We start from the raw sequence: 23,033 nt of genomic DNA, 5'->3' as shown, positions 1-23,033 counted from the left end.
CGAGCCGATCAAATTCTCGACCGCGGTGATGGTGTCGAGCCCGGCACCGATCGTGTTCTGCGCGGCGGCGATGGCGAGGTTGACGCTGACCGCCGCGCCCGCCGCCGAATAAGTTGCGACGTCGACGCCGTTGCCGCCGTTCAAGGCATCGTTGCCGAGCCCGCCGTCGAGCGCGTCGGCCCCCTCCCCGCCGATCAGCGAGTCATTGCCCGCCGCGCCGCGCAGTATGTCGTTGCCGTGATAGCCGTTGAGGCTGTTGGCGCCGGCGTTGCCGATGAGCGAGTCGGCGAAGCCCGACCCGATCAAATTTTCGACCGCCGTGAGTGTGTCGATCCCGGCGCCGAGCGTGTTCTGCGCGCCCGCAACAGCGAGGTTGACGCTGACCGCCGCGGCCGCCGCGGAATAGGTCGCGACATCGATGCCGTCGCCGCCGTCGAGCAAATCGTTGCCGAGCCCGCCGTCGAGCCCGTCCGCGCCCTCGCCGCCGTACAGCCAGTCGTCGCCGCCGGCGCCGCGCAGGACATCGTTGCCGAGGCCGCCGTCGAGGGACTTGTTGGCCGCATTGCCGGCGATGGTGTTGGCGGCGCCGTTGCCGATGCCGTTGATGGCGGTTCCGGTGAGCGTCAGATGCTCGACTTCGGCGGCGAGCCCATAATCGACCGAGCTGTAGACGGTGTCGCTGCCTTCGCCGGCGAGCTCGACTACCAGGTCGCCGGCGGCGTTGACGATGAAGGTATCGTTGCCGGTGCCGCCATAGAGGCGGTTGCCGGTCAGTACGTCGGCGTCGTCGAAGGTGAGGTCGAGGTTGAGCCGCGCCGAGTCCCAGAAATTGTAATCGCGTATCTGGGCAATCAGATAATAAACGCCGGCGTGGGGAAACACGAACGGCACCGCCGGGTCGTAATTGGGCCGGGTAACCTCCACGCCCTCGGCATCGACGATGCCGAACGAGAAGGCTTCGCTCTCCATGTCGGGCAGCGCGTAGTCGATGAACATCTGCGCGCCGGCGTTGGACACGGTGAACGCATAGGAGACGGTTCCGCCGCGCTCGAGGCCGCTGTCCTGGAGGAAGGTGCACGGGGCGACGATCCGCAGCGACAGCGTGGCGCCGTCGGGGCCCGCGGTGAACAGATGATCGATCCCCACGTCGGTGTAGCGGAACGGCTCGGCGAGGCCGCCGAAGCTCGATGGCCCGTCGGGCCCGGCGTCGAGCACATCGTTGCCGGCCCCGCCGCGCAGCACGTCATAGCCGCCGCCGCCGGCCAGCCGGTCGTTGTTGGCGGTGCCGGTGAGAACGTCGATGAACTGCGAACCGGTGATGTCGACCGCCTCGACGTTGGTGACGCCGTTGAGCGGCATGTACTGGACCGCATCGATCGACTGCGAATCAACCGACGCCGAAAAATCGAGCACCAGCGTGTCGAACCCGGCGCCGCCGTCGACCGGCTGCGGGTCGAACTGGCCGAAGCCGAGGCGGAAATATTGCGCGCCGGCGGGCCCGGGATCGAGGATGTCGTTGCCGTCGCCACCCCACAGCCGGTCGTTGCCGGCGCCGCCGATCAGATGGTCGTTGCCGTCCCCGCCGTCGAGCGCGTCGCTGCCGGCGCCGCCGTTGAGCACATCGTTGCCGCCGTAGCCGAACAACGTCTCCGCGCCGTCGGTGCCGGTGCGGGTGTCGCCGAGCTCGGTGCCGTTGATGTAGTTATAGTCGCTCCAGAACACCGTGCCGGTGGTGGACAAGAACGGATCCGGCCCGATCCTCCACCCGACCTGCAGGTCGCCGGTCGCCGTCCCGCGCACCGAAAAGCCGTCGTCGGTGATGACCACGTCGGCGGTCGGCGTGCGCAGCCACACCCCGCCCGTCCAATATTCGATCACCGGATGCTGCGCTGTCGAAAAACCGATCGCGATGCAGTCGCCGGGAAAGGTCGACAGGTCGGTGTTGGTGGCGAGGTTGGCCATGAACTCGATCTGCTCAGGCGTCGGCGCGCCGAACGTCACCAGCCCGGTGCCCCACACCGTGATCGACGGGGTGACCTGGTAATAGTCGTCCTGCGGCAGCGTCGGGCTGTCGAGCCCGAGCGAATCGTAACCGGCCAGCTCGTCGACCGTCGAACGCCGTGTTCTCGCCATTTGCTACGCCCCACCCCGATTCGTTAAAAATCCTATCATCGCCAAAAGTTTATCGCTAGCTTTTGAGCGGATCGCGGAGCCGGGGGCTGACCAAGAGCAATGCGGTACAGCGCATTCATCAGTTATAATCACCGCGACCGGGCGTGGGCGGTGTGGCTGCACCGCGCGCTCGAGCGCTACCGCGTGCCCAAGCGGCTGTGGGGCCGTCCGGCGCCGTGGGGGACGCTCGAGGCGCGGCTGCCGCCGGTGTTCCGCGACCGCGACGAGCTGGCGACCTCGACCGACCTCGCCGCCTCGGTCAAGGCGGCGCTGGCGGAATCCGCCACGCTGGTGGTGATCTGCTCGCCCAATTCGGCCAGGTCGCGCTGGGTCGATGAGGAAATCCGCACCTTTATCGCCGCCGGTCGAGCGCAATATGTCCGCCTGATCATCGTCGACGGCGAGCCGCATTCACCCGACCCGACACGCGAATGCCTGCCACCGTCGCTGACCGCCGACGGCGCGCCCGAGCCGCTCGCCGCGGACGTGCGCAAGTCGGGCGACGGCAAAGCCGCGGCCAAGTTGAAGCTGCTCGCGGGCATCCTCGGCGTGCCCTACGACGAATTGCGCCAGCGCGAGGCGGCGCGGCGCCACCAGCGGCTGCTCGCGTTCGCCACCGCGGCGTCGGTCGGCTTCCTGGTGATGGCCGGGCTGACCGTGTTCGCGCTGATTTCGCGCGCCGAGGCGGTGCGCCAGCGCGAGGTCGCGGTCCAGCGCACCGCGACCGCCGAGCGCACGCTCGATTTCGTCAAGGGCATGTTCGCGGTGGCCGACCCGTCGGAGGCGCGCGGGGCGTCGATCACCGCGCGCGAAATCGTCGACCGCGCGGCCGACAAGCTCGATGTCGCGCTCAAGGACGAGCCGACGGTCAAGGCCGAGCTCGGGGTCACGCTGGCCGAGGTCTATGGCGCGCTCGGATTGTACCGCAAGGGCGACGCGCTGGTGCGGCGCACCTTCTCGCTCGCCCCGGTCGCGCCGGCGACGCGCGCGCGCCAGCTCGCCGCGCTCGGCGAATCGCAGGCGCGGCTGGGCGACTATGACGCGGCCAAGGCCAGCTTCCGCCGCGCGCTGGACCGTGCCGGCGAAGGCAGTCCGGCGCTGCGCTCGCGGATCCTGGTCGGGCTCGGCCAGGCTTTTTCCGCGCTCGACGAGTTCGGACCCGCCGACCGCGTGCTGCGCGCGGCGCTGGGCATCGACGAGGCGCGCGGCGGCGGTGCCCTGGCCGACCAGGCCCGCGACCTCGAGGCGCTGGGCCTCAACCATTTCTACGCCGGCCGGCTCGACCAGGCCGAGCCGCTGGCGCGCCGCGCGCTCGCCTTGCGGCGGCAGGTCGAAGGGCCCAACAGCCCAAGCGTCAGCGACAATCTCAATGCGCTCGGGACGATCGCCTACGCGCGCCGCGACCTCGCCGCCGCCGAGCGCTATTTCCGCGGCAATGTGGCGGTCGACGAACAGGTCCTCGGGCGCAGCCATCCCGACGTCGCGACGACCTTGAACAACCTCGCGCGCGTGCTGCTCGAGCGGCGCCGCTTTGGCGAGGCGGCCGCCCTGCTCGAGCGCGCCATCGCGATCAGCCTGCCCGAGCGCGGACCGACCCATGACGACATGGCGTTCCAGTTCGCCAACCTCGGCATCGCCCGCCGCCACCTCGGCCGGTTGGGCGAGGCGGAGGGGCGCCTCAACCAGGCGATCGCGGCGGCGCGCGCCAACCAGCACCGCACGCTCGGGCCGAGCCTCGCCGACCTCGCCGACGTTTTTTGCGCGACCGGGCGCACCCGCCAGGGGCTGGCGCTGCTCGACGAGGCGGCCCGCGTATCGCGCACCGATTATCCCGACGATCCGTGGCGGAGCGCGTGGGTCGACAATATCCGCGGCGAATGCCTGATCCGCGCCGGGCGCGGCAGCGAAGGGCGCCAGGCGATCGCCGCCAGCTCGCCGGTGATCAGCCAGGCCTGGCCGGCCGGGACGCTGTTCGCGGTGGAAGCGAAGCGGCGGCTGCGCCTGGCCGGAGCCTAAGCCCCGCGCCTAACTGTTGCGGAATCGGCGCAGCACGCGATGGTTAATCCGCGGCATTGCCCGAAGATATGGTAAACGCTTGTATCGTCGTTTTAATTTTGCTTAGACCTGCCCGCCAGCTGGATTCCACGGCAGGCCTTGGGGGGGTCCAAGTTGCCGGACAGCGATGTCCCGACACGCGGCTAAACCCGAGTTCTACAACATTGTCGAGCGAGGTCGTATGCCGATTATTTCAGGCACGGTGGGGAATGACGATTATGTGGGCACCGTGCGGGTTGCCGACACGGCCATAATCGCCAGCGCCCAGGCGGGCACCTCGTTCAGCTTCAACGGCGAGTATTGGACCGCGACCGGGCCTGCCGGGCAGGACCGCCTGCTGAGCATCGAGCAAGTCCAGCTCAGCGACGCGCTATTCGGCCTGTCGCTGGGGGGCGAGACCCGCGTCAACATCACCACCACCGGCGATCAGGTCAACTCTCAGGTCACCGCGCTTAGCGGGGGGCTTTATGTCGTCACCTGGCAGTCGCCCGACGGCAACAGCAACGGAATCTATTCGCAGGTCTACAGCGCGGCCGGCGAGCGCGTCGGGACCGAGACCCTGGTCAATACGACCTTGGCGCAAAGCCAGTCGACGCCCTCGATCACCGCGCTCGGCAGCGGCGGCTACGCGATTAGCTGGGTGTCGGCGTTGCAGGACGGCAGCGGCACCGGCATTTATGTGCAACGCTTCGACGCGGCGGGCGCCAGGGTCGGCGTCGAGACGCTGGTCAACACCACCACGGCGGGCGACCAGGCCGCCGATGCCATCGCCGGCCTCACCAACGGCGGGTTCGTAGTGACCTGGCAGTCGCTCGGCGCCGATGGCGTCACGCTCGACATTTTCATGCAGCGCTTCGATGCGGCCGGCGCCAAGGTCGGCGGCGAGACGCTGGTCAACACCACCACCACGCTCAACCAGATCGACCCGGAGGTCACCGCGCTCACCGGCGGCGGTTATGTAGTGGCGTGGCGGGCGGATACCCAGGTCCCGACCTTCCCCGGCTCGACCGCGATGGTCCACGAAGTCTATCTCCAACGCTACGACGCCAATGGCAACAAGGTCGGCACGGAGACCCTCGTCAGCGTTGCCAGCAATGGTTACGATGCCCTGCAGGACACGCTGGCCATCACGTCGCTCGCCAACGGCGGCTACATCGCGACCTGGAACGACAGTTCCGGCCCGCTGCATTTCCAGATGTTCAACGCCGCCGGCGCCACGGTCGGCGGCGACGTGATCGCCTCCGCGACCGGCTACAAGCCCGCCATCGCATCGTTCGCGGGTGGCGGCTTCGTCATGGCCTGGCAATCGTCGGGGACCGACGGCAGCATCTGGGGCGTGGTCGCCCAGCGCTTCGATGCCAGCGGCAACCGGGTCGGCGATCCGATCGCGGTCAATACCTATACCGCGCAAAGCCAGACGATCGTGTCGATCGCCACCCTGCCCGGCGGCGAGTTTGTGGTGACGTGGCAATCGTCGTTGCAGGACGGCTCGGCCAGCGGCATCTATTCGCAGCGCTTCGCTGCCGACGGCACGCCGATCCTGCCCGAGCTGACCGGCGACGAATTGCCCAACATCCTCAACTACACCGGCGCGACCCCGGTCCGGCTCGAGGGCAATGCCGGCAACGACACGCTCAACGCGGGCAGCGGCAACGACATCCTCGAGGGCGGCCTGGGCAACGACACGCTGACCGGTGGGCTCGGCAACGACACCTATCTGGCCGATGCCGGCGATCGCATCGTCGAAGCCTTCAATGGCGGCGTTGACACCGCGCTGGTCACCACCAGCTACACGATCACCAGCGCGCATCTCGAGAATGTGACGCTGACCGGCACCGCGGCGGGCAACCTGACCGGCAACAGCCTGGCCAACGTGCTGACCGGCAATTCCGCCGACAACACGCTCAACGGCGGCGAAGGTGCCGACCGCCTGATCGGCGGCGGCGGCAACGACACCTATATTGTCGACGACGCGCTGCCGATTGGCGAACTGGCCGACCAGCTGGATGTCGTGGTCGAGGGCGTCAACGGCGGCATCGACACCGTGGTCAGCAGCATCAGCTATGTGCTCGGCGCCGACGTCGAGCATCTGCGCCTGGTCGGCGACGCGGCGATCAACGCCACCGGCAACGCGCTCAACAACCAGGTGACCGGCAATGCCGGCGCCAACCTGCTCGACGGCAGCGCCGGCAACGACGTGCTGGCCGGCGACGACGGCGACGACACTTATCTCGTCGATGCCGGCGACCAGGTCATCGAGGCCGACGCGGCCGGCGACGATTCGGTACAGACCGCCGGATCGTGGGCGCTCGGCGCCAACCTCGAAAATCTCTATCTGACCGGCGCCGCCGCGGTGAACGCGACCGGCAACGAACTCGCCAACATCCTCTCCGGCAACGACGGCAACAACGTGCTCGACGGCGGCCTCGGCGCCGATGTCATGAACGGCGGCAACGGCAGCGACACCTACGTCGTCGACAATGCCGGCGATGTCGCCAGCGAAGTCGCGGCGTCGGCCGGCGATCAGGTGCGCGCGAGCGTTTCGCACGCGCTTGGCGCCGGGATCGAGAATCTGACGCTGATCGGGACCGGTAGCATCAACGGCACCGGTAATTTCCTCGCCAATGTCATCCGCGGCACGTCGGGCGCCAATGTCCTCGACGGCGGCACCGGCGCCGACACGCTCCACGGCGGCTACGGCAACGACACGTTGATCAGCGCCGACGGCGCCGACCGGCTGCTCGGCGGGGTCGGCGACGATTCCTATGTCGTCTCCGGCGACGGCGACCAGATCACCGAATTGACCGCCCAGGGCGTCGACACGGTGACCGCGGCGGTGGCGCGCTCCTATACGCTCGGCCTCAACCTCGAGAACCTCGTCCTGCAAGGCGGCAACATCGACGGCTACGGCAATTCGCTGAGCAACCAGTTGACCGGCACGCTGGGCAACAATCTGCTCGACGGCGGCGCCGGCACCGACCGCATGACCGGTCTCGCCGGCAACGACACCTATTTCGTCGACTCGGCGACCGACCTGGTCGTCGAGGCGCTCGCGCAAGGCACCGACACGGTGCTCAGTTCGGTCACTTTGACGCTCGCCGCCAACGTAGAGAATTTGACGCTGACCGGCGCCGCCGCGCTCAACGGCACCGGCAACGCCGGGCGCAACTCGGTGACCGGCAACGACGCCATCAACACCCTTTATGGCGGTCTGGAAAATGACATTCTGACCGGCGCCGGCGGCAATGACCTGCTGTACGGCGAGGACGGCAACGACGCCTTGAACGGGGGCCTCGGCAACGACCGGCTCGACGGCGGGCTGGGGATCGACATAGCATTTTATTACCAGGTCGCCGCGGGCGTCACGGTCGATCTCAACCTGACAACCGCCCAGAACACTGTCGCCGCTGGAACCGACACGCTGATCGGCGTCGAGAACATCCACGGCTCCTACCTCGGTGGCGACACGCTGACCGGCAACGCATCGGCCAACACCATCGCCGGCAATGGCGGCGCGGACACGCTGCGCGGGGGCGCCGGCAACGACACCCTGCTCGGCGGCGAAGGCGACGACATCATCCATGCCGACGCCGACAACGATGTCATGGACGGCGGCAACGGCATCGACCGGATCAGTTTTGCGGCGATCGCCGCGGCGGTCACGGTCGACCTCAATGTAACCGGCGCCCAGATCACCGGAGCCGGGACCGACACCATCCGCAATTTCGAGATCGTCGAGGGCTCGAATACCGGCAACGACCGCCTGACCGGCGATTTCGAGGCCAACAGCCTGTATGGGCTGGGCGGCAACGACACGCTGCAGGGCGGCGATGGAGCCGATGTGCTCGATGGCGGGCTGGGCACCGACACGGCTGATTATTCGGGTGCGTGGGACGCCGTTCTGGCCAGTCTCGCGGCGGCGACCGCAACCAACGACGGCTCAGGCGCGGTCGATACGCTGGTGTCGATCGAGAACCTCACCGGCAGCGATTTCGACGACGTCCTGCTCGGCAGCACCGCGTCCAATATGCTCAACGGCGGCGGCGGCGAGGATACGCTGCGCGGCAGCGACGGCGACGACGTCATCGACGGCGGCGCCGGCAACGACGCCATCGACGGCGGCACTGGGACCGACACCGCCAGCTACGCGTCGGCCACCGCGGCGGTGACGGTCAATCTCAACATCGCGGCCGGCCAGAACACGGTTAGCGCCGGAACCGATACCCTGACCGCGATCGAGAATGTCACCGGCTCGAACTTCAACGACATCCTGACCGGCAATCCGAACGCCAACGTCCTGAGCGGCGGCGGCGGCAACGACATGCTCGGCGGGCGGGCCGGCAACGACACGTTGATCGGCGGCGCCGGTCTCGACACGTTCCGCTTCGACACCCCGCTCAGCGCGACCACGAACGTCGACACGGTCAGCGACTTCGTGGTCGCCGACGACGGCTTCCTGCTGTCGACCACGGTGTTCACCGGGATCGCGGCGGGCACGCTCGCCGTCGCCGCGTTCCAGCTCGGCACCGCCGCCAACGATGCCGGCGACCGCATCATCTACGACAGCGCGACGGGTAACATCTGGTTCGATGCCGACGGCACCGGCGCCGCCGCGCAAGTGCTGTTCGCGCGGGTCACCGCGGGCACCGCTCTGACCAACCTCGATTTCGCCGCGCAGGCGCTCGCCGCCGAGCCGAACAAGAGCGCAAGCCAGGCGCCCCAACCCGAATTGCCGTCATGGGCCGAGCGGGCAGAGGCGGCCGACGTGCCGCGCTTCGGCCAGCCCGGCGAGATCGCGTTCGAACCGGCCGATTACTTCATGGCCTAAGCGCGCGGGTCAGCGCGCGGCGCGCCAGAAGAACATCAGATAGACCAGCCGGCCGTCGTGAACGTCGGACCCGAACCCCGATCCCGAAGTGTGCCAGTAATGGGGCTGGATCAGCACTAGGCGGTTGAAGCGCATCGGCACCGTGGTGGTCAGCTCCCACTGCGCGCGGTCGAGCGTGTCGCGCTCCATCACCTGCTGCTTGAGCGCGTCGTAGCTGTCGTAGCCGGCGGCCTGCAGTTCCTCGACGCTGCGCGGGACGCGGTCGGTGCCGCTCGGGCGATGGCGATAGAATTCGGTCCCGCCGCGGCAATGCTCGGGCAGCGACAGATAGAGGATCCCGCTCCAGTCGTTGGGGTCGATGTGGATTCGCCCCGGCTCGTCATCGCTCGCCAGGGCGAGGCGGAAGCGGCCGTGCGATTCGGGCGGCCACGGCGCTTTCAGCGGCTGGTGGACGAACGACCCGGCGAGCCGCTCGAGCCCGTCGAGGCGGACATGCTCGGCCGAGTTGCGCCCCGGGTATGGCCCCTCGATGTTGTAGTTGAGCCCCAGCGCCATGGCGCGGAAGGCATGCGGGTCGGCGAGGAAATCGTCGATCACGATGACGGCCGGGGTCATCGCGCGACGATGCCGCATCGCGCGCGGCACGAGTGCGAGGATTAGACCAATGGCCGGCCCAGTCCGACCAATGGGCGGGGCGTCTAACCTGGCTTAGTCGCCGCTGATGCGCGGGTCGATCTGCGGGCGGCCGACATCGCCCTGCCCGACGGTGCGCCCGGCCATTTCGAGCATCCGCTCGAGCGGCACGCGGGCCTTGGCCATGATCTCGTCGCTGAGCTCGATGCGCGGCTTGAGGTCACGCAGGGAGACATAGAGTTTCTCGAGCGTATTCAAGGCCATGTACGGGCACATGTTGCAGTTGCAATTGCCGTCGCCGCCCGGGACGCCGATGAAGGTCTTGCCCGGCGCGGCCTTCTCCATCTGGTGGATGATGTGGGGCTCGGTGGCGATCAAGATGGTGTCGGCCGGAGACGCCAAAGTGAACTCGAGGATCGAGCGGGTCGAGCCGACATGGTCGGCATGATCGATGATGTGCGGCGGGCATTCGGGGTGCGCCGCGACCGGCGCGCCGGGATGCTCGGCCTTCAACTTGAGCAATTCGGTCTCGGAAAACGCTTGGTGGACGATGCACACGCCCGGCCACAGCAGCATGTCGCGCCCGGTGCGCCGCGCGAGATAGCCGCCGAGATGGCGGTCAGGGCCGAAGATGATTTTTTGCTCTTTCGGAATCTGCTGGAGGATGATGTCGGCGCTGCTGCTGGTGACGATGATGTCGGACAGGGCCTTCACCGCCGCCGAGCAGTTGATGTAGGTCAGCGCGATATGGTCGGGGTGCGCCGCGCGGAACGCCGCGAACTGGTCGGGCGGGCAGCTGTCCTCGAGGCTGCAGCCGGCGTCCATGTCGGGCAGGATCACGGTCTTTTCGGGCGACAGGATTTTCGCGGTTTCGGCCATGAAACGAACGCCGCAGAAGGCGATCACGTCGGCGTCGGTGGCGGCCGCCTTGCGCGACAAGTCAAGGCTGTCGCCGACGAAGTCCGCCAAATCCTGGATCGCGGGCTTCTGGTAATAATGGGCGAGAATGACCGCGTTGCGCTCCTTCTTCAGGCGCGCAATTTCGGCGAGCAGGTCGACGCCTCGCAAATCGGTCGGCTGAGCGGTCATTGCTTCCCTTCGGCGGCGCGGCGGCGGCGCGCGTCCGCCATCGCCTCATTATAGGAAACCGACGCGTCGAGATAAGAGGGGTCGTCCGATCCCTCCTCGGCGGCGAACTTCGCGGAGACCTTGGCGTCGGTGAAGCCGGCGGCCTGCAGCGGCATCGCGAAGCTGCGCTCGATCGCGGCGCGCGCGGCGTCGCGGGCGAGCCGCATCGGCAATTCGGCGCCGGCCTGTTTGCGCAAATCGGCGACCGCGGCGGCGCGGTTGGCCTGGTCGAGGCGCTGCTCGTCGCCGACAATCGTCGCGACCAGCCCGTACGAGCCATATTCGCGCGCGGCGGCGAGATCGACTTCGGGGCCGGCGATCTCGATGTCGGGGATGCGCACGCTCAGCGTGTTCGACGCCGCGTCCCAGCGCACGTCATTCGGCTGAAGCTTGGCGAGGTCGACCTCGTAGCGCACGCTGCCGGGCAGGATCAGGGTGCGCTCGGCGGAGAAGCCGAAGCGGCCCTGGCGCGCGCTGGTCACCGACACGTAGCGCGCGGCGAACGCGATCAGGCGGTTCTGCGCGCGCATCGATTCGAGGCTCGAGGTGGCGATCGTCTTGGGGTCGGGCCCGGCGCCGAACAGCCGCTCGCCCAGTCCGCTGGCGGCGCCGAACAGCAGCCCGAGCAGCAGGGCCGCGGCAATTCCGGCCATGGCGACGGGGCTCAGGCTGCGCTTGTCCATGTCTCTCCAACGCGCCTGACCAGCTTGCGGTTCTCCAGGTCAAGCAAATGGGCGAGCACCGAGCCGCCCGCCGCGACCACCAGCCGCGGGTCGAGGCCGGGGTAGGCGCCGGCGACGATTCCGGGGATGTCGCGCGGCTGCTCGGTTACCAGGCGCAAAATCTGCTTCTCGCGCTGGAGGCGGTGGCCCTGCATCCCGCGCACCAATTGCTGGGGGTTGGTGACCGGCGGGCCGTGCGCGGGGTAATAGACGCGGTCTTCGCGCCGGCGCAGCGTGTCGAGGCTAGCCATGTACGCCGCCATGTCGCCATCGGGCGGGAACACCACGGTGGTCGACCAGCCCATGACATGGTCGCCGGTGAACATCGCCCCGCCATCAAGCGCGAAGCACAGATGATTGGAGGTATGGCCGGGCGTCGCGACCGCGGCCAGCACGCGGCCGTCGACCGCGAGCATCTCGCCGTCGGCGAGCACCCGGTCGGGGGCGTAATCGCGGTCGAACGCGGCGTCGGCGCGCGGGCCGGCGTCGTCGAGCACCAGTGGCGCGCAGCCGACGATCGGCGCCCCGGTCGCTTCCGCCAGCGGGCGCGACGCGGGGCTGTGGTCGCGGTGGGTGTGGGTGCACATGATCGCCGCCACCGGGCGCCCGCCAATCGCCGCGACCAGCGCGTCGAGATGCTCGGGAATGTCCGGCCCCGGATCGATCACCGCGACCTCCGCGTCCCCCACCAGATAGGTCTGGGTCCCGGTATAGGTGAACGCCGACGGGTTGTGCGCAAGCACGCGCGCAACCCCCGGCTCGAGCGGCTCACTGACGGCGTAGGGGGCGTCCATCGCTGAGGCTGTTGCCATGCGGCGGGGGGCTTGGGAAGCGGTCAGGCGAGCGAAGGAGTGGCGGCGGGCTGCGGCAGGCGGCGGCCGGCAGTGACCGCCAGCGCGGTGCGGTAGACGCGGCCGAACAGCACTTCCATGCTGCTGTCCCAGCTGTACTGGCGGGCGCAGTCGCGCGCGCGCTCGCCCATCGCCGCGCGCTCGGGACTGTGCCACAGTTCGACGATGTTGTCGGCCATCGCGGCGGAGTCGCCGGCCGGGCCGAGCCGGCCGACCGCGGGGGTGACGCGGTCGATCAGGGCGCCCGCCGCGACCCCCACCACCGGCAGCCCCGACGCCTGCGCCTCGACGATCGACACCCCAAAAGTCTCGTCGGCAAAGGCGGAGACATAGAGGTCGGCGCTGGCCAGCCAGCGCGCGAGGTCGCCGCGGTTGCGCACGAAGCCGGGGGTGACCAGCCGCGGCACGCCGAGCGCGGCGAATTCCTCGCGCAGCGGCCCCTCGCCGAGCAGGACGAGGGTCGCGCCAAGCTCTTCGGGCAGGCGCCGGAACGCTTCGACCACCACTTCGGCCTTTTTTTCCGAATCGAGGCGGCCGGCGTAGATCAGCAGCGGCTGGCCGGGGCCGACCCCGAGCGAGGCGCGCAACTTGTCGTCGCGGCGGTCGGGGCCGAAATCGCCGAGCTCGACGCCCAATGGCACGATGTCGACGTCGGGGACGCCCAGCGCGCGCAGCTTAGTGGCGCCGCCGTTCTCGCTCAGCGCGAACACCGCGTCGAACCGCGAATAAAGCGCGCCGCAATAGCGGTAGCATAGCCTTGCGGCGGCAGCCGCGAGCGTGCGGCCAACCACTTTGGAGAACGGCTTCTCGACATAAACCGTGGGAAAATCGGTGCAGTAGGCCGCGACCAAAGCGGTTGCCGGGTAGCGCTTGCGATGCGCCAATGCGGCCCACGGCAGATTATATGCGTCCTGACATTCGACGATGTCGGGGCGAAACCGCTCGAGCACTTTCCTGACCGCGCCGTTGCGCAGCAGCAGGCGGTAGTTGGGGCTGCCCGGGACGTGGGGCGACTTGATCGTGACGGTTACCGCCCTGCCTTCCTCGGTCACTTCGTCGCGGCCGCCGGGCACGATCAGCAGATGGCGGTGCGGGGTGCGCTCTAGGATGTGGCTGCGCTTGTGGCGCAAGTAAGTGCCGACCCCGCCGCCGACCTCGGACCAGCTCTGGGTGAGGTCGCAGATCAGCATCGCGGGCCCGCGCGGCGCCGCGTCACCAGGGTCGTTGCGGCTCATTCGTTTGCTCAACCCGACATTCCCAACAAAGTGCCACTCCTCCTGCCGACCACTGTCGGGAAATTTTACGCTTGGCCGGGCCGGCCGTCTGGCTGTCGCCCGAACATTGGCGAAAATCCGCCATTTTCAGCAATTGGCACGCCGATTGCTATATAGAGCGTGTCCACTTGGTTCCACGACCAACGAAAGGGACGGTGCGCAGCGGTTTCTGGTCCCGCGCCACCGTCCCTTTTAGTTTGTGGCGCAGGTCGGGCGGCAGCGGGCTCAGCCTTCGGCCTCGACCCCGACCAGTTGCTGCAGCTCGCCGCTTTCGAACATTTCCATCATGATGTCGGACCCGCCGACGAACTCGCCCTTGACGTACAGCTGGGGCACCGTCGGCCAGTCGCTATACTCCTTGACGCCCTGGCGGATCGCCGGGTCCTGGAGCACGTCGACGGTCTCGTACGGCACCTTCAAATGCTCGAGGATGGCCACCGCGCGGCTCGAGAAGCCGCATTGCGGGAACAGCGCGGTGCCCTTCATGAACAGGACGACGTCGGACTTGCCGACGATCTCCGCGATCTGCTGCTTGGGGTCGGTCATGTCACTCTCCTGGCGGCGCCGCGGTGGTCAGCTGCAGCGCGTGCAATTCCTGCCCCATCCGCCCGCCCAACGCGGCGTACACCGCCTGGTGCTGGCGGACCCGGCTCATTCCCACAAAACCCGGCGCGACGACGCGGGCGGCATAATGGTCGCCGTCGCCCGCTAAATCGGTGATGGTCACCTCCGCACCGGGGATGCCGGCGCGGATCAGTTGCTCGATCTCATGCGCGGCCATCGCCATCAGAGGTTGGTCGCCTCGATGATCTGGCGCCGCGCCTCGACTTCCTTGTGGCCGAGCGCCTCGCGGATCGCGGCGTCGCTGCACTCGACCCCGGCCGCGGTCAGGTCGCCGAGCACCTTGCGGATGACGTCCTCGTCGCCGGCTTCCTCGAAATCGGCGCGCACGACGTCCTTGGCGTAGGACGCGGTTTCGGCTTCGGACAGGTTCATCTGGCGCGCCGCCCATTCGCCGAGCAGGCGGTTGCGGCGGGCGAGGATGCGGAACTGCATCTCCTCGTCGCGCGCGTATTTGCTTTCGAACGCGCGCTCGCGGTCGTTGAACTGGCTCATGCGGGCTCCTTGGTTCTCGCTTCAGCCGCGAGATAGGCGGCCAGCCCCTCCAACGCAATTGGCAGTTCCCCGGACTAACCGCGGTACAAGGTGGGGTAGCTGCGCTTGAGCTTGGCCACCTTGGGGCGGTCGTGCATCAGGATGTACGGGTGGTACGGGTTGCGCCGCGCGAAATCCTGGTGCGACGCTTCGGCAGGGAAGAACTGCCCGCCCTCGATCCTGGTCACGATCGGCCGCGGGAAGGCGCGCGCTTTCTGCAATTCGCCGAGGAACACCTGCGCGGCGCGGCGCTGGGCGGTGTTTTGGGGGAAGATCGCCGAGCGGTAGCTGGGGCCGGTGTCGGGGCCCTGGCGGTTGAGCTGGGTCGGGTCGTGGGCGACGGTGACGAAGATCTTGAGCAGGTCGGCGTAGCGGATTTGCGCCGGGTCGTAGATGATCCGTACCGCCTCGGCGTGGCCGGTGCGCTCGCTGCTGACCGCCGAATAATTGGCGTCGGCGCGCGTGCCGCCGGCATAGCCCGAGACCACGTCCTTGACGCCTTTGACATGCTCGAACACCGCTTCGACGCCCCAGAAGCAGCCGCCGGCAAGCACCGCGGTCTCGCTCGCCGCCGATGCCGCCGACGGCGCCGCCAGCAGCAATGCAAAAGGAAGCAAATATTTGGCCGTGGTCATGCGGTTCTCCTGGCGCGTGTCGCCTGTCTCACCGCTTAATACGAGCGCGCCGCGCTAGCGGATGCGCGGGTCGGCGCGCAGCGGCGAAATCCACGTCGCGCGTGCATAGGCCACCAGCCCGCCGTCGGAATCGTGGAGCGCGGTTCCGACGTCATGCTTGCGGCCGTCGCTGGCGATCGGCCAGCCGGTGACGACCAATGGCTCGCCGGGGGCCACAGCGCGTTCGATGACTGCGGTCATCCGCCCGAGCAGGGCCAGACCGGCGGCCTCCTCCACCGCGAAATAACCGGGGCAATCGAGCGCGGCCCACAGGAATTCGCTGCGGACGGCGCGCGCTTCGTCGGCAAGGTCCGCGCCCGGGGTCCAACTAGCCGCCACCCCGCTATCCGCGGCGCCGGGAAAGATCCGCAGACCATCGCCCTCGCCCCGCTCCGGACCGCACACAAAGCAGCCTGGGAAATTGTGCCGCCGGTGGCCGGTGTAATGCTGCTCGGCGGCGCGGGCCTCATCGAGGCTCGGCGGCGCGGGGACATTGAGCACAAGGTCCTCCGGCTTGGCCGAGGCCACCACCAGCTCACCGTCGAGCAATTCCGCGCCCTCTCCCGTCGTCCTCAGGTCGAGCGGCCGGTCGAGCAGCGGCGGGCGATGCAGCGTCACCACGCAGCCCGAGCCGCCCAGCACGCCCGCGACGATTCCCGCGACATAGCCGCCGTTGCCGCTGTCCGGCGGGCCGCAGAAACGCTTGTCGATGCGCGTTTGCGTGGTGGTCAAACCGTCACCACTAATTTGCCGATCGCCTGGCGCGCGGCCATCGCGGCGATCGCCTCGCCGCCGCGCTCGAGCGGGAAAGTTGCGCTGACCCGCGGCGAAATTTTCCCTTCGTCCCACAGCCGGAACAGCGTCGCAACATGCGCCGCATTGGCGGCGGGGTCGCGCATCGCGAATGCCCCCCAGAACACCCCGCACACGTCGCAGCTCTTGAGCAAGGTCAGGTTGAGCGGCAGCTTGGGGATGCCGGCGGGGAAGCCGACCACCAGATAGCGCCCCTCCCACCCGATCGCGCGCAACGCCGGCTCGGCATAGTCGCCGCCGACCGGGTCGTAGATGACGTCGGCGCCGGCGGGGCCGACCGCGGCCTTGAACTGCTCCGACAGCGCCTTCTGGCCGTCGCGGTCGAACGGCCCGCGCGGGTAGACGATGGCGTCGTCGGCGCCGGCCTCGCGCGCGGCGGCGGCTTTTTCGTCGGACGACACCGCGGCGATCACGCGAGCGCCCTTGGCCTTGCCGAGCTCGACCGCGGCGAGCCCCACCCCGCCGGCGGCGCCGAGCACGAGCAGGGTCTGGCCGCTTTCGAGCCGGCCGCGGTCGTACAGCGCGTGGATCGAGGTGGCGTAGGTCAGCATCAGCGCGGCGCCGTCGGTGAAGCTGCGCGCGGCGGGCAAGGGGATCGCCGACTTGCCTGGAATGACGATCTTTTCCGCGAGGCAGCCGAAGCCGGGCACCGCGATCAGCCGGTCGCCGACCTGCCAGCCGGTGACGCCATCGCCGAGCGCTTCGACCTCCCCGGCCAGCTCCCCGCCCGGCGCGAACGGGCGCGGCGGCTTCATCTGATATTTGTCCTCGATGATCAGCACATCGGGAAAGTTGATCGCGGCGGCGCGTACGCGGACGAGCAATTCGCCGGGGCCGGGCACGGGGTCGGGGAGATCGGCGAGGCGCAGCGTGTCGGGACCGCCGGGGGAGTCCGAGAGGAGAGCTTTCATCGCCCTCCCCTATCGCCAATTGGCATCAAAGGGGAGCGCGGTAGTCGGCGATAATGCTGCCCGCGGCCGAAAGCTCGGCCTCATGCCCCTCCTCGCGGTACGGTTCGGCCAGCGCGGCCCGCTCCCACTCGCGCATCGCCGGCAGCGCGAGCATGCGCTCGACCCACGCCGTGCCGAGCTGCCCGACGTCGATCGCGTAGCCGCGGATGCGGAACACCACGGGCGCGAAGAAGGCGTCGGCGGCGGTGAACTCCGCGCCGGCGAGGAATGGTCCGCCGAACCGCTCCAGGCCCTCCTCGAAAATTTCTGAAATGCGCGCGATGTCCCTGGCCAGCGCGGGGCTATCCGGGTTGCGGCGGACGCGCACGCCGACGTTCATGGTGCAGTCGTTGCGCAGCGCCCCAAACCCGCCGTGCATCTCGGCCGCGACGGACTGCGCCCACGCCTTCGCCGTTTCGTCCGCCGGCCACACGCCGGGGTGGCGGTCGGCGAGATACAGAACAATGCCGAGCGAATCCCACACCGTGCGATCGCCGTCGACCAGCACCGGCACCTGCCCGCTCGGCGAAAAGCGGCGGAACTCGGCGTAATTGTCGAGCCCGGCGAAGGTCACCTGCTCGTCCGCGAACTGAATGCCGAGCGTGGTCATCAGCACCCACGGACGCAGCGACCAGCTCGAATAATTGCGGTTGGCGGTGATCAGCCGGTACATCTTCTCGAACGACCTTATTGCGCCGCCGCGGGGAACGCCGGCAGCTTGGCGATATCGGCGGGCTCGTGCTGGAGGATGATCACCGCGTCCAGCTTTTCCGCGAGCCGTCCGATGCGGTCGCGCGAGGCGATCGTCTCGGCGCGCCCCGAGTTGAACTCGGGCATGGTCGCGCGCAACGCATCGGAGTGGCTGAACCACAGGTCGCCGGCGAGGATCACCGGGCCGGTCGCGAGCTTGACCAGCAGCGCATTGTGGCCCGGCGTGTGGCCGTTGGTCTTGAGGATCGTCACCCGCCCGTCGGCGAACACGTCGCGGTCTTCCTCCAGCGCCTCGACCTTCGACTTGCCGTCGAGCCACGGCTGGATGTGCGGCGGCGCGGCGCCCGGTGTCGGCGAAGCGCGCCGGAGCACGGCGAGGTCGCCGGCGCCGATCAGCAGCGTGGCCTGGGGGAATTGCGTCGCCTGCCCGGTATGGTCGCCGTGGAAATGGCTTATCCCGATGAACTCGACCTGCTGGGGCTTGACCCCGATGTCGGCGAGCTGGTCGGAAATCGTGCGGTCGAGCTTGGCGACCGGATGGGCGTTGCCGAGCGCGCGCTTGGAAACCCCGGCATCCCACAGCAGGTAACGCCCGTTGTGCGCGACCAGATAACAGGGGCACGGGGTCGGCACCTGCTGCCATGCCCACGGCCGCCCCTTATTCTCGTCGAGCCGGCCACAGTCGAGCCGCCACAGCTTGATCGTGGCCGGTGGTGCAGCGGGTGGGGCGGCGGCGGGCGCGGCCTGCAAGGTGGCGGCGGCGAGCAATGCTCCGAGCAGGTTGATCACGCTTGGTCCCCCATCACGAAGCGCCAGAGTAAGCGTGCGAGGGGCCAATCGTCACCAGCACTGCGCCCCCGCCTGCCGATGGGGCGCGGCGTCCGGTCGAAAATCAGCCGGCGAGCAGCGGGGACGGGTCGGAATCGTCCTGCCACGCCGCGCGGCGCTTGACCCGCGGGTTGAGGAACAGGGCCGGCAACTTGATCAGCAGCAAGGTGCGGTGGACCAGCCAGTCGGCGATCCGCTCGCTGCGCCGCGGGGCGCCGCCGCGGTTGCGCTCGAGCCATGCCTGGTACGGCGCCCAGTGGCTCGGCTCGTCGGCCTCGATCACCTTGAAGATCTTGTGCAGGCGGGCGTCGCCGTGGATCAGGCTCGATTGCAGCAGGATGTCGACCTGGCGCATCCCGCGCTGCTCGGTGAGCACGATGATCCGGCACAGTTTGGCGAACAGTGCCGGGTCGGCCGCGATCGCGGCCTCGTCGAGGTCGTCGACATGGCAGCCGAAGGTCAGCCGGACGAGGCGGTCGATATGGCCGCAGGTGCGGTCGACGCTGAGCGGCATCCGCCCGCGCGCCTCGAACCACCGCCGGAACATCAGGTAATGCTTGCGCTCGTCGCGGCGGTGTGCCTCGAGCTCGGCGAGGAACGCGGCGTCGTCGGGCCAGGCCGCGCGCGCGGCGCGGATGATGCGGTCGATGCTCGAGTAGCCGCGGTGCTCGTTGTAGATGTAGATCGAGCCGAGGACATCGAGATAGCGCTGGCGGAGACGCTGCAGCATGCCCGTATGTGTCGCGCGGATCGGGCCTTGTTTCAAGCTAAGGACTTATGCCGCAACATAGTTTGCGGTGGTCTGCGCGGCGACCTCGTCGGCGGTGACCCCCGGCGCCAGCTCGACCAGCCTGAACGGGCTGCTGTGATCGGGGCGGTGGAACACCGCGAGGTCGGTGATGATCATGTCGACCACGTTCTTGCCGGTCAGCGGCAGCGTACATTTGGGGATGAACTTGGGGTCGCCGTTCTTCGAGACATGCTCCATCACCACGATGATCTTCTTGACCCCGGCGACGAGGTCCATCGCCCCGCCCATGCCCTTGATCATTTTTCCGGGAATCATCCAGTTGGCGATGTCGCCGTTCTCCGCGACTTCCATCGCGCCGAGCACGGTCAAATCGATATGCCCGCCGCGGATCATCGCGAAGCTGTCCGACGAGGAGAAATACGACGAAGAATCGAGCTCGCTGATGGTCTGCTTGCCGGCGTTGATGAGGTCGGGGTCGACCTCGTCGTCGTACGGGAACGGCCCGATCCCGAGCATGCCGTTTTCGGACTGGAGGGTGACCGTCAGCCCATCGGGAATATGGTTGGCGACCAATGTCGGAATGCCGATCCCGAGGTTGACGTAATAGCCGTCCTCGAGCTCCTTCGCCGCGCGGGCGGCCATATCGTCGCGGGTCCAGCCTTTAACTGCGGAATCCATCAGACCCTGCTTTCCTTGAGCGACAGTGCCGGCCACGCTCGCGCGGTGCCGATCGCGTAAACGGCGCCATATCCGAGCACGATCAGCGAAGACCAGATGTCGAATTGCGTGGGGCTCGGTTGCAACATCAGCGGCACGATCAGCAGCCCGCGCACTAGATAGATCGCGCTGATCGCGACCAGCGCGGTGCGCATCAGCGGCAAGCGCCGGATCAGCCCGGCCCCGGCGAACGCGTAGGCCGACCAGACGGCGAGCACGATGGCGATTCCCGCGGTGACGATCGCCGGAATCGGGTCGCCGCGCTCGGCCATGCGCGCCATCGCTTCACCTGCGCCGAAGAAACGATACCAGTTCGGCCCGCCGAGGATCACTCCGATATGCAGCATGGCGGCGATCGCGCTCAACCCGCCGCCGGCGACCAGCCATAGGTTCCTGCCCGTCACGCCGCCTCTCGCGTCCGCACCGTGCGGAATTCGATTTTCTTGTCGTAGGGCGCGCCGAGGATCAGGCGTTTTATGTAGATGCTCGGGACGTGGATGCAGTCGGGGTCGAGGCTGCCGACGGGGACGATTTCCTCGACTTCCGCGACGCAGATCTTGCCGCAGGTCGCCGCCGGCTGGTTGAAGTTGCGCGCGGTCTTGCGGAACATCAGATTGCCCGCCTCGTCGGCCTTCCAGCCCTTGATGATGGCGAGATCGGCGCGGATGCCGCGCTCGAGGATATACTCCTCTCCGTCGAATTCCTTGACTTCCTTGCCGTGCGCGACCTGGGTGCCGACGCCGGTCTTGGTGTAGAAACCCGGGATGCCCGCGCCCCCCGCGCGCATCCGTTCGGCGAGCGTCCCCTGCGGGCAGAATTCGACCTCGAGCTCGTCGGCCAGATACTGCCGCTCGAACTCCTTGTTCTCGCCGACGTAGGACGAGATCATCTTGCCGACCTGGCGCGTGCGCAGCAGCTTGCCGAGCCCTTCGTTGTCGATCCCGGCATTGTTGGAGGCGATGGTCAGGTTCTTGACCCCGCTGGCGACGATCGCGTCGATCAGCCGCTCGGGGATGCCGCACAGCCCGAACCCGCCGGCGGCGATGGTCATGCCGTCATGCAGCAGCCCGTCGAGCGCGGATTTGGCATCGGGATAGATTTTCTGCGCCATTCGCACTCCTCGTTCCCCGGCGAAGGCCGGGGTCCAGCAGACAATTGCTCCTGGGCCCCGGCCTTCGCCGGGGAACAGTCATTTTAACCCTTCAACTTGGCCAGCACGCCCTGCAATTGCATCGCGTTGGACATGTCGCCCTCGACCTTCAACTTGCCGGTCATGAACGCAGTCATGCCGTCCAACTGGCCCGCGGCCATCGCCTGCCAGTCGTCCCAGCCGACCTTGATCGTGGTGTCGGCGTCGCCGTCGTCCTCGCTGACCTGGCTCGCCGCGCCGTCGAGCATGATCGTGCCGTCGCCGCCGAAGTCGAGCTTGACGCGCTTGCCCGGGAGCCACGCGCCGGCGTCCTGCATCCTCGTCACCAGTTCCTGCTTGGTCATCGCCGCATCTCCTTATTCGCCGCCGCTGCTAGCGGGGCGTTGCAGCCGGTTCAAGGCGCGCCTATCTGGCCACCCATGAGCTATGACACCGACTTGCAGCTGTTCATCGATGGCAGCTGGCGCACCGGCGAAGGCCGCGACCATCACACCGTGATCAATCCGGCCAGCGGGGGCGGCCTCGCCGAGCTGCCGCTGGCGAGCAAGGCCGACATCGACGAGGCGCTTGCCGCCGCCGATCGCGCCTGGCCCGAATGGCGCGCGACCGACGCCGACAAGCGCGCCGCGATTCTGCGCAAGACCGCCGACCTGATGCGCGAGCGCGCCGACACCATCGCCCGCGTGATGACCCAGGAGCAGGGCAAGCCATTGGTCGAGAGCCGCGCCGAAGTCGCCGGATCGGCCTCGATGTTCGACTGGTACGCGGAGGAGATCAAGCGCGACTACGGCCGCACTTTGGTGCGCCCGACCGGGCAACGCTCGATCGTCATCCGCCAGCCGGTTGGCGTCGTCGCGACCTTCACCCCGTGGAATTTCCCGCTCTATCTGCTCGCCAAGAAAGTCTCCGCCGCACTCGCCGCGGGGTGCACCGTGATCAGCCGCCCGCCGCAGGAAACCCCGGGCTGCACCGGCGAGATGTTCCGTGCGCTGGCCGATGCCGGCATCCCCGCGGGGGTCGCGCAATTGGTCCACGGCAAGGCCAAACTGGTCAGCGAGACGCTGCTCGCCTCGCCGATCGTGCGCAAGGTCAGCTTCACCGGCTCGGTCCCGGTCGGCAAGCAGTTGATGCACCAGGCGGCCGATTCGATGACCCGCATCACGCTGGAGCTCGGCGGCCACGCGCCGGTGCTGATCTTCGACGATTGCGACCTCGAGAAGACCCTCGACATGGTCGTGCCCCAGAAATTCCGCAACGCCGGCCAGGTGTGCGTGTCGCCGACTCGCTTCTACGTGCAGGACAGCATCTACGAAGCGTTCCTCAAGGGTTTCGCCGAGCGCACGGCGAAAGTGAAGATCGGCGACGGCCTCGCGGCCGACACCAAGATGGGCCCGCTCGCCAACGCCCGCCGGCCCGAGGCGGTCGGCGCGCTGATCGACGATGCGCGGGCCAAGGGCGCACGCGTGCTCGCCGGCGGCGGTCCCGGGGACGGCGGCTTCTTCTTCCAGCCGACCCTCCTCGCCGACGTCTCCAACGAGGCCGAGATCATGAACGAGGAGCCGTTCGGCCCGGTTGCCGTCAGCCACGCGTTCAAGGATTTCGACGAGGCGATTCACGAGGC

22 protein-coding genes are annotated in these 23,033 nt (G+C 68.3%); 3 read left to right on the top strand and 19 right to left on the bottom strand.

The features are described 5' to 3' along the window. On the bottom strand, positions 1-2,133 hold a 2,133-nt coding region (locus RMP08_RS03330; protein WP_409049762.1), incomplete at its 3' end, for a calcium-binding protein. Between the two features lie 99 nt (positions 2,134-2,232). Here RMP08_RS03330 and RMP08_RS03325 point away from each other — a divergent pair. After that, positions 2,233-4,188, top strand: coding sequence for a tetratricopeptide repeat protein (locus tag RMP08_RS03325; protein WP_310467571.1), 1,956 nt, complete (start codon positions 2,233-2,235; stop codon positions 4,186-4,188). A gap of 220 nt (positions 4,189-4,408) precedes the next feature. Then, positions 4,409-9,055, top strand: coding sequence for a calcium-binding protein (locus tag RMP08_RS03320; RefSeq protein WP_310467570.1), 4,647 nt, complete (start codon positions 4,409-4,411; stop codon positions 9,053-9,055). Positions 9,056-9,064: 9 nt separating this feature from the next. On the opposite strand, the gene RMP08_RS03315 is transcribed toward RMP08_RS03320, so the two are convergent. The 18 genes from RMP08_RS03315 to RMP08_RS03230 form a co-directional block, all read right to left on the bottom strand. Then, positions 9,065-9,688, bottom strand: a complete 624-nt coding sequence (locus RMP08_RS03315) for a DUF6445 family protein (RefSeq protein ID WP_310467569.1) — start codon at positions 9,686-9,688, stop codon at positions 9,065-9,067. A gap of 75 nt (positions 9,689-9,763) precedes the next feature. Beyond that, on the bottom strand, positions 9,764-10,777 hold the full coding sequence (nadA, locus tag RMP08_RS03310; RefSeq protein ID WP_310467568.1) for a quinolinate synthase NadA: 1,014 nt from the start codon (positions 10,775-10,777) through the stop codon (positions 9,764-9,766). Beyond that, complete coding sequence (locus RMP08_RS03305; protein WP_310467567.1) at positions 10,774-11,499, bottom strand: DUF4230 domain-containing protein; 726 nt, start codon at positions 11,497-11,499, stop codon at positions 10,774-10,776. Before RMP08_RS03305 ends, nadA begins: the two co-directional genes overlap by 4 nt. After that, on the bottom strand, positions 11,481-12,350 hold the full coding sequence (locus tag RMP08_RS03300) for an MBL fold metallo-hydrolase (RefSeq protein WP_310467566.1): 870 nt from the start codon (positions 12,348-12,350) through the stop codon (positions 11,481-11,483). The genes RMP08_RS03305 and RMP08_RS03300 overlap by 19 nt, the downstream gene beginning before the upstream one ends. A gap of 23 nt (positions 12,351-12,373) precedes the next feature. Further along, positions 12,374-13,624, bottom strand: coding sequence for a glycosyltransferase (locus RMP08_RS03295; protein ID WP_310467565.1), 1,251 nt, complete (start codon positions 13,622-13,624; stop codon positions 12,374-12,376). Between the two features lie 264 nt (positions 13,625-13,888). Beyond that, positions 13,889-14,209 carry a Grx4 family monothiol glutaredoxin gene (gene grxD, locus RMP08_RS03290; RefSeq protein ID WP_310467564.1) on the bottom strand — a complete coding sequence of 107 codons (321 nt, stop codon included), beginning with the start codon at positions 14,207-14,209 and terminating at the stop codon, positions 13,889-13,891. A gap of 1 nt (position 14,210) precedes the next feature. After that, complete coding sequence (locus tag RMP08_RS03285) at positions 14,211-14,450, bottom strand: BolA family transcriptional regulator (protein ID WP_310467563.1); 240 nt, start codon at positions 14,448-14,450, stop codon at positions 14,211-14,213. Beyond that, a complete protein-coding gene (locus RMP08_RS03280) occupies positions 14,450-14,779 on the bottom strand; it encodes a DUF1476 domain-containing protein (RefSeq protein WP_310467562.1) in 330 nt (109 codons plus the stop codon). The genes RMP08_RS03285 and RMP08_RS03280 overlap by 1 nt, the downstream gene beginning before the upstream one ends. 74 nt (positions 14,780-14,853) lie before the next feature. Further along, positions 14,854-15,453, bottom strand: a complete 600-nt coding sequence (msrA, locus tag RMP08_RS03275; protein ID WP_310467561.1) for a peptide-methionine (S)-S-oxide reductase MsrA — start codon at positions 15,451-15,453, stop codon at positions 14,854-14,856. Between the two features lie 54 nt (positions 15,454-15,507). Then, complete coding sequence (locus RMP08_RS03270) at positions 15,508-16,224, bottom strand: hypothetical protein (RefSeq protein ID WP_310467560.1); 717 nt, start codon at positions 16,222-16,224, stop codon at positions 15,508-15,510. Beyond that, entirely contained in the window at positions 16,221-17,216 is a 996-nt protein-coding gene (locus tag RMP08_RS03265) for an NADPH:quinone oxidoreductase family protein (RefSeq protein ID WP_310467559.1), read from the bottom strand. Before RMP08_RS03265 ends, RMP08_RS03270 begins: the two co-directional genes overlap by 4 nt. 25 nt (positions 17,217-17,241) lie before the next feature. Next, the gene (locus tag RMP08_RS03260; protein ID WP_310467558.1) at positions 17,242-17,928 is read right to left on the bottom strand and encodes a glutathione S-transferase family protein; all 687 of its coding nucleotides are present in this window, start codon (positions 17,926-17,928) and stop codon (positions 17,242-17,244) included. Positions 17,929-17,942: 14 nt separating this feature from the next. Continuing rightward, entirely contained in the window at positions 17,943-18,755 is an 813-nt protein-coding gene (locus RMP08_RS03255) for an N-acyl homoserine lactonase family protein (protein WP_310467557.1), read from the bottom strand. 103 nt (positions 18,756-18,858) lie between these two features. Continuing rightward, positions 18,859-19,524 carry a ferritin-like domain-containing protein gene (locus tag RMP08_RS03250; RefSeq protein ID WP_310467556.1) on the bottom strand — a complete coding sequence of 222 codons (666 nt, stop codon included), beginning with the start codon at positions 19,522-19,524 and terminating at the stop codon, positions 18,859-18,861. Between the two features lie 45 nt (positions 19,525-19,569). Continuing rightward, positions 19,570-20,223 carry a 3-oxoacid CoA-transferase subunit B gene (locus RMP08_RS03245; RefSeq protein ID WP_310467555.1) on the bottom strand — a complete coding sequence of 218 codons (654 nt, stop codon included), beginning with the start codon at positions 20,221-20,223 and terminating at the stop codon, positions 19,570-19,572. Continuing rightward, entirely contained in the window at positions 20,223-20,666 is a 444-nt protein-coding gene (locus RMP08_RS03240; protein WP_310467554.1) for a hypothetical protein, read from the bottom strand. The genes RMP08_RS03245 and RMP08_RS03240 overlap by 1 nt, the downstream gene beginning before the upstream one ends. Further along, positions 20,663-21,373 (bottom strand): CoA transferase subunit A, encoded by a 711-nt coding sequence (locus RMP08_RS03235; protein WP_310467553.1) that lies wholly within the window; start codon positions 21,371-21,373, stop codon positions 20,663-20,665. Before RMP08_RS03235 ends, RMP08_RS03240 begins: the two co-directional genes overlap by 4 nt. An 83-nt stretch (positions 21,374-21,456) precedes the next feature. Next, positions 21,457-21,756, bottom strand: a complete 300-nt coding sequence (locus tag RMP08_RS03230; protein ID WP_310467552.1) for an SCP2 sterol-binding domain-containing protein — start codon at positions 21,754-21,756, stop codon at positions 21,457-21,459. A gap of 75 nt (positions 21,757-21,831) precedes the next feature. Between RMP08_RS03230 and RMP08_RS03225 the strand changes: the two genes are divergently transcribed. Continuing rightward, positions 21,832-23,033, top strand: a 1,202-nt coding sequence (locus RMP08_RS03225; RefSeq protein WP_310467551.1) for an NAD-dependent succinate-semialdehyde dehydrogenase, incomplete at its 3' end; no start/stop codon positions are given.

Origin of the sequence: Sphingomonas sp. (assembly GCF_031426035.1) — a bacterium.
In the GTDB taxonomy this organism is placed as follows: Bacteria; Pseudomonadota; Alphaproteobacteria; order Sphingomonadales; family Sphingomonadaceae; genus Sphingomicrobium.
Note: the sequence above shows the minus strand (reverse complement) of the source record. Positions and strands in the feature narration are given on the sequence as shown.

What these genes read in the sequence shown, in the direction of transcription:
- RMP08_RS03325 (WP_310467571.1), top strand. Translation starts at nt 2,233, where the DNA reads ATGCGGTACAGCGCATTCATCAGTTATAATCACCGCGACCGGGCGTGG.
- RMP08_RS03320 (WP_310467570.1), top strand. Translation starts at nt 4,409, where the DNA reads ATGCCGATTATTTCAGGCACGGTGGGGAATGACGATTATGTGGGCACC.
- RMP08_RS03315 (WP_310467569.1), bottom strand. Translation starts at nt 9,688, where the DNA reads ATGCGGCATCGTCGCGCGATGACCCCGGCCGTCATCGTGATCGACGAT.
- nadA (WP_310467568.1), bottom strand. Translation starts at nt 10,777, where the DNA reads ATGACCGCTCAGCCGACCGATTTGCGAGGCGTCGACCTGCTCGCCGAA.
- RMP08_RS03305 (WP_310467567.1), bottom strand. Translation starts at nt 11,499, where the DNA reads ATGGACAAGCGCAGCCTGAGCCCCGTCGCCATGGCCGGAATTGCCGCG.
- RMP08_RS03300 (WP_310467566.1), bottom strand. Translation starts at nt 12,350, where the DNA reads ATGGCAACAGCCTCAGCGATGGACGCCCCCTACGCCGTCAGTGAGCCG.
- RMP08_RS03295 (WP_310467565.1), bottom strand. Translation starts at nt 13,624, where the DNA reads ATGAGCCGCAACGACCCTGGTGACGCGGCGCCGCGCGGGCCCGCGATG.
- grxD (WP_310467564.1), bottom strand. Translation starts at nt 14,209, where the DNA reads ATGACCGACCCCAAGCAGCAGATCGCGGAGATCGTCGGCAAGTCCGAC.
- RMP08_RS03285 (WP_310467563.1), bottom strand. Translation starts at nt 14,450, where the DNA reads ATGGCGATGGCCGCGCATGAGATCGAGCAACTGATCCGCGCCGGCATC.
- RMP08_RS03280 (WP_310467562.1), bottom strand. Translation starts at nt 14,779, where the DNA reads ATGAGCCAGTTCAACGACCGCGAGCGCGCGTTCGAAAGCAAATACGCG.
- msrA (WP_310467561.1), bottom strand. Translation starts at nt 15,453, where the DNA reads ATGACCACGGCCAAATATTTGCTTCCTTTTGCATTGCTGCTGGCGGCG.
- RMP08_RS03265 (WP_310467559.1), bottom strand. Translation starts at nt 17,216, where the DNA reads ATGAAAGCTCTCCTCTCGGACTCCCCCGGCGGTCCCGACACGCTGCGC.
- RMP08_RS03260 (WP_310467558.1), bottom strand. Translation starts at nt 17,928, where the DNA reads ATGTACCGGCTGATCACCGCCAACCGCAATTATTCGAGCTGGTCGCTG.
- RMP08_RS03250 (WP_310467556.1), bottom strand. Translation starts at nt 19,524, where the DNA reads ATGCTGCAGCGTCTCCGCCAGCGCTATCTCGATGTCCTCGGCTCGATC.
- RMP08_RS03245 (WP_310467555.1), bottom strand. Translation starts at nt 20,223, where the DNA reads ATGGATTCCGCAGTTAAAGGCTGGACCCGCGACGATATGGCCGCCCGC.
- RMP08_RS03235 (WP_310467553.1), bottom strand. Translation starts at nt 21,373, where the DNA reads ATGGCGCAGAAAATCTATCCCGATGCCAAATCCGCGCTCGACGGGCTG.
- RMP08_RS03230 (WP_310467552.1), bottom strand. Translation starts at nt 21,756, where the DNA reads ATGACCAAGCAGGAACTGGTGACGAGGATGCAGGACGCCGGCGCGTGG.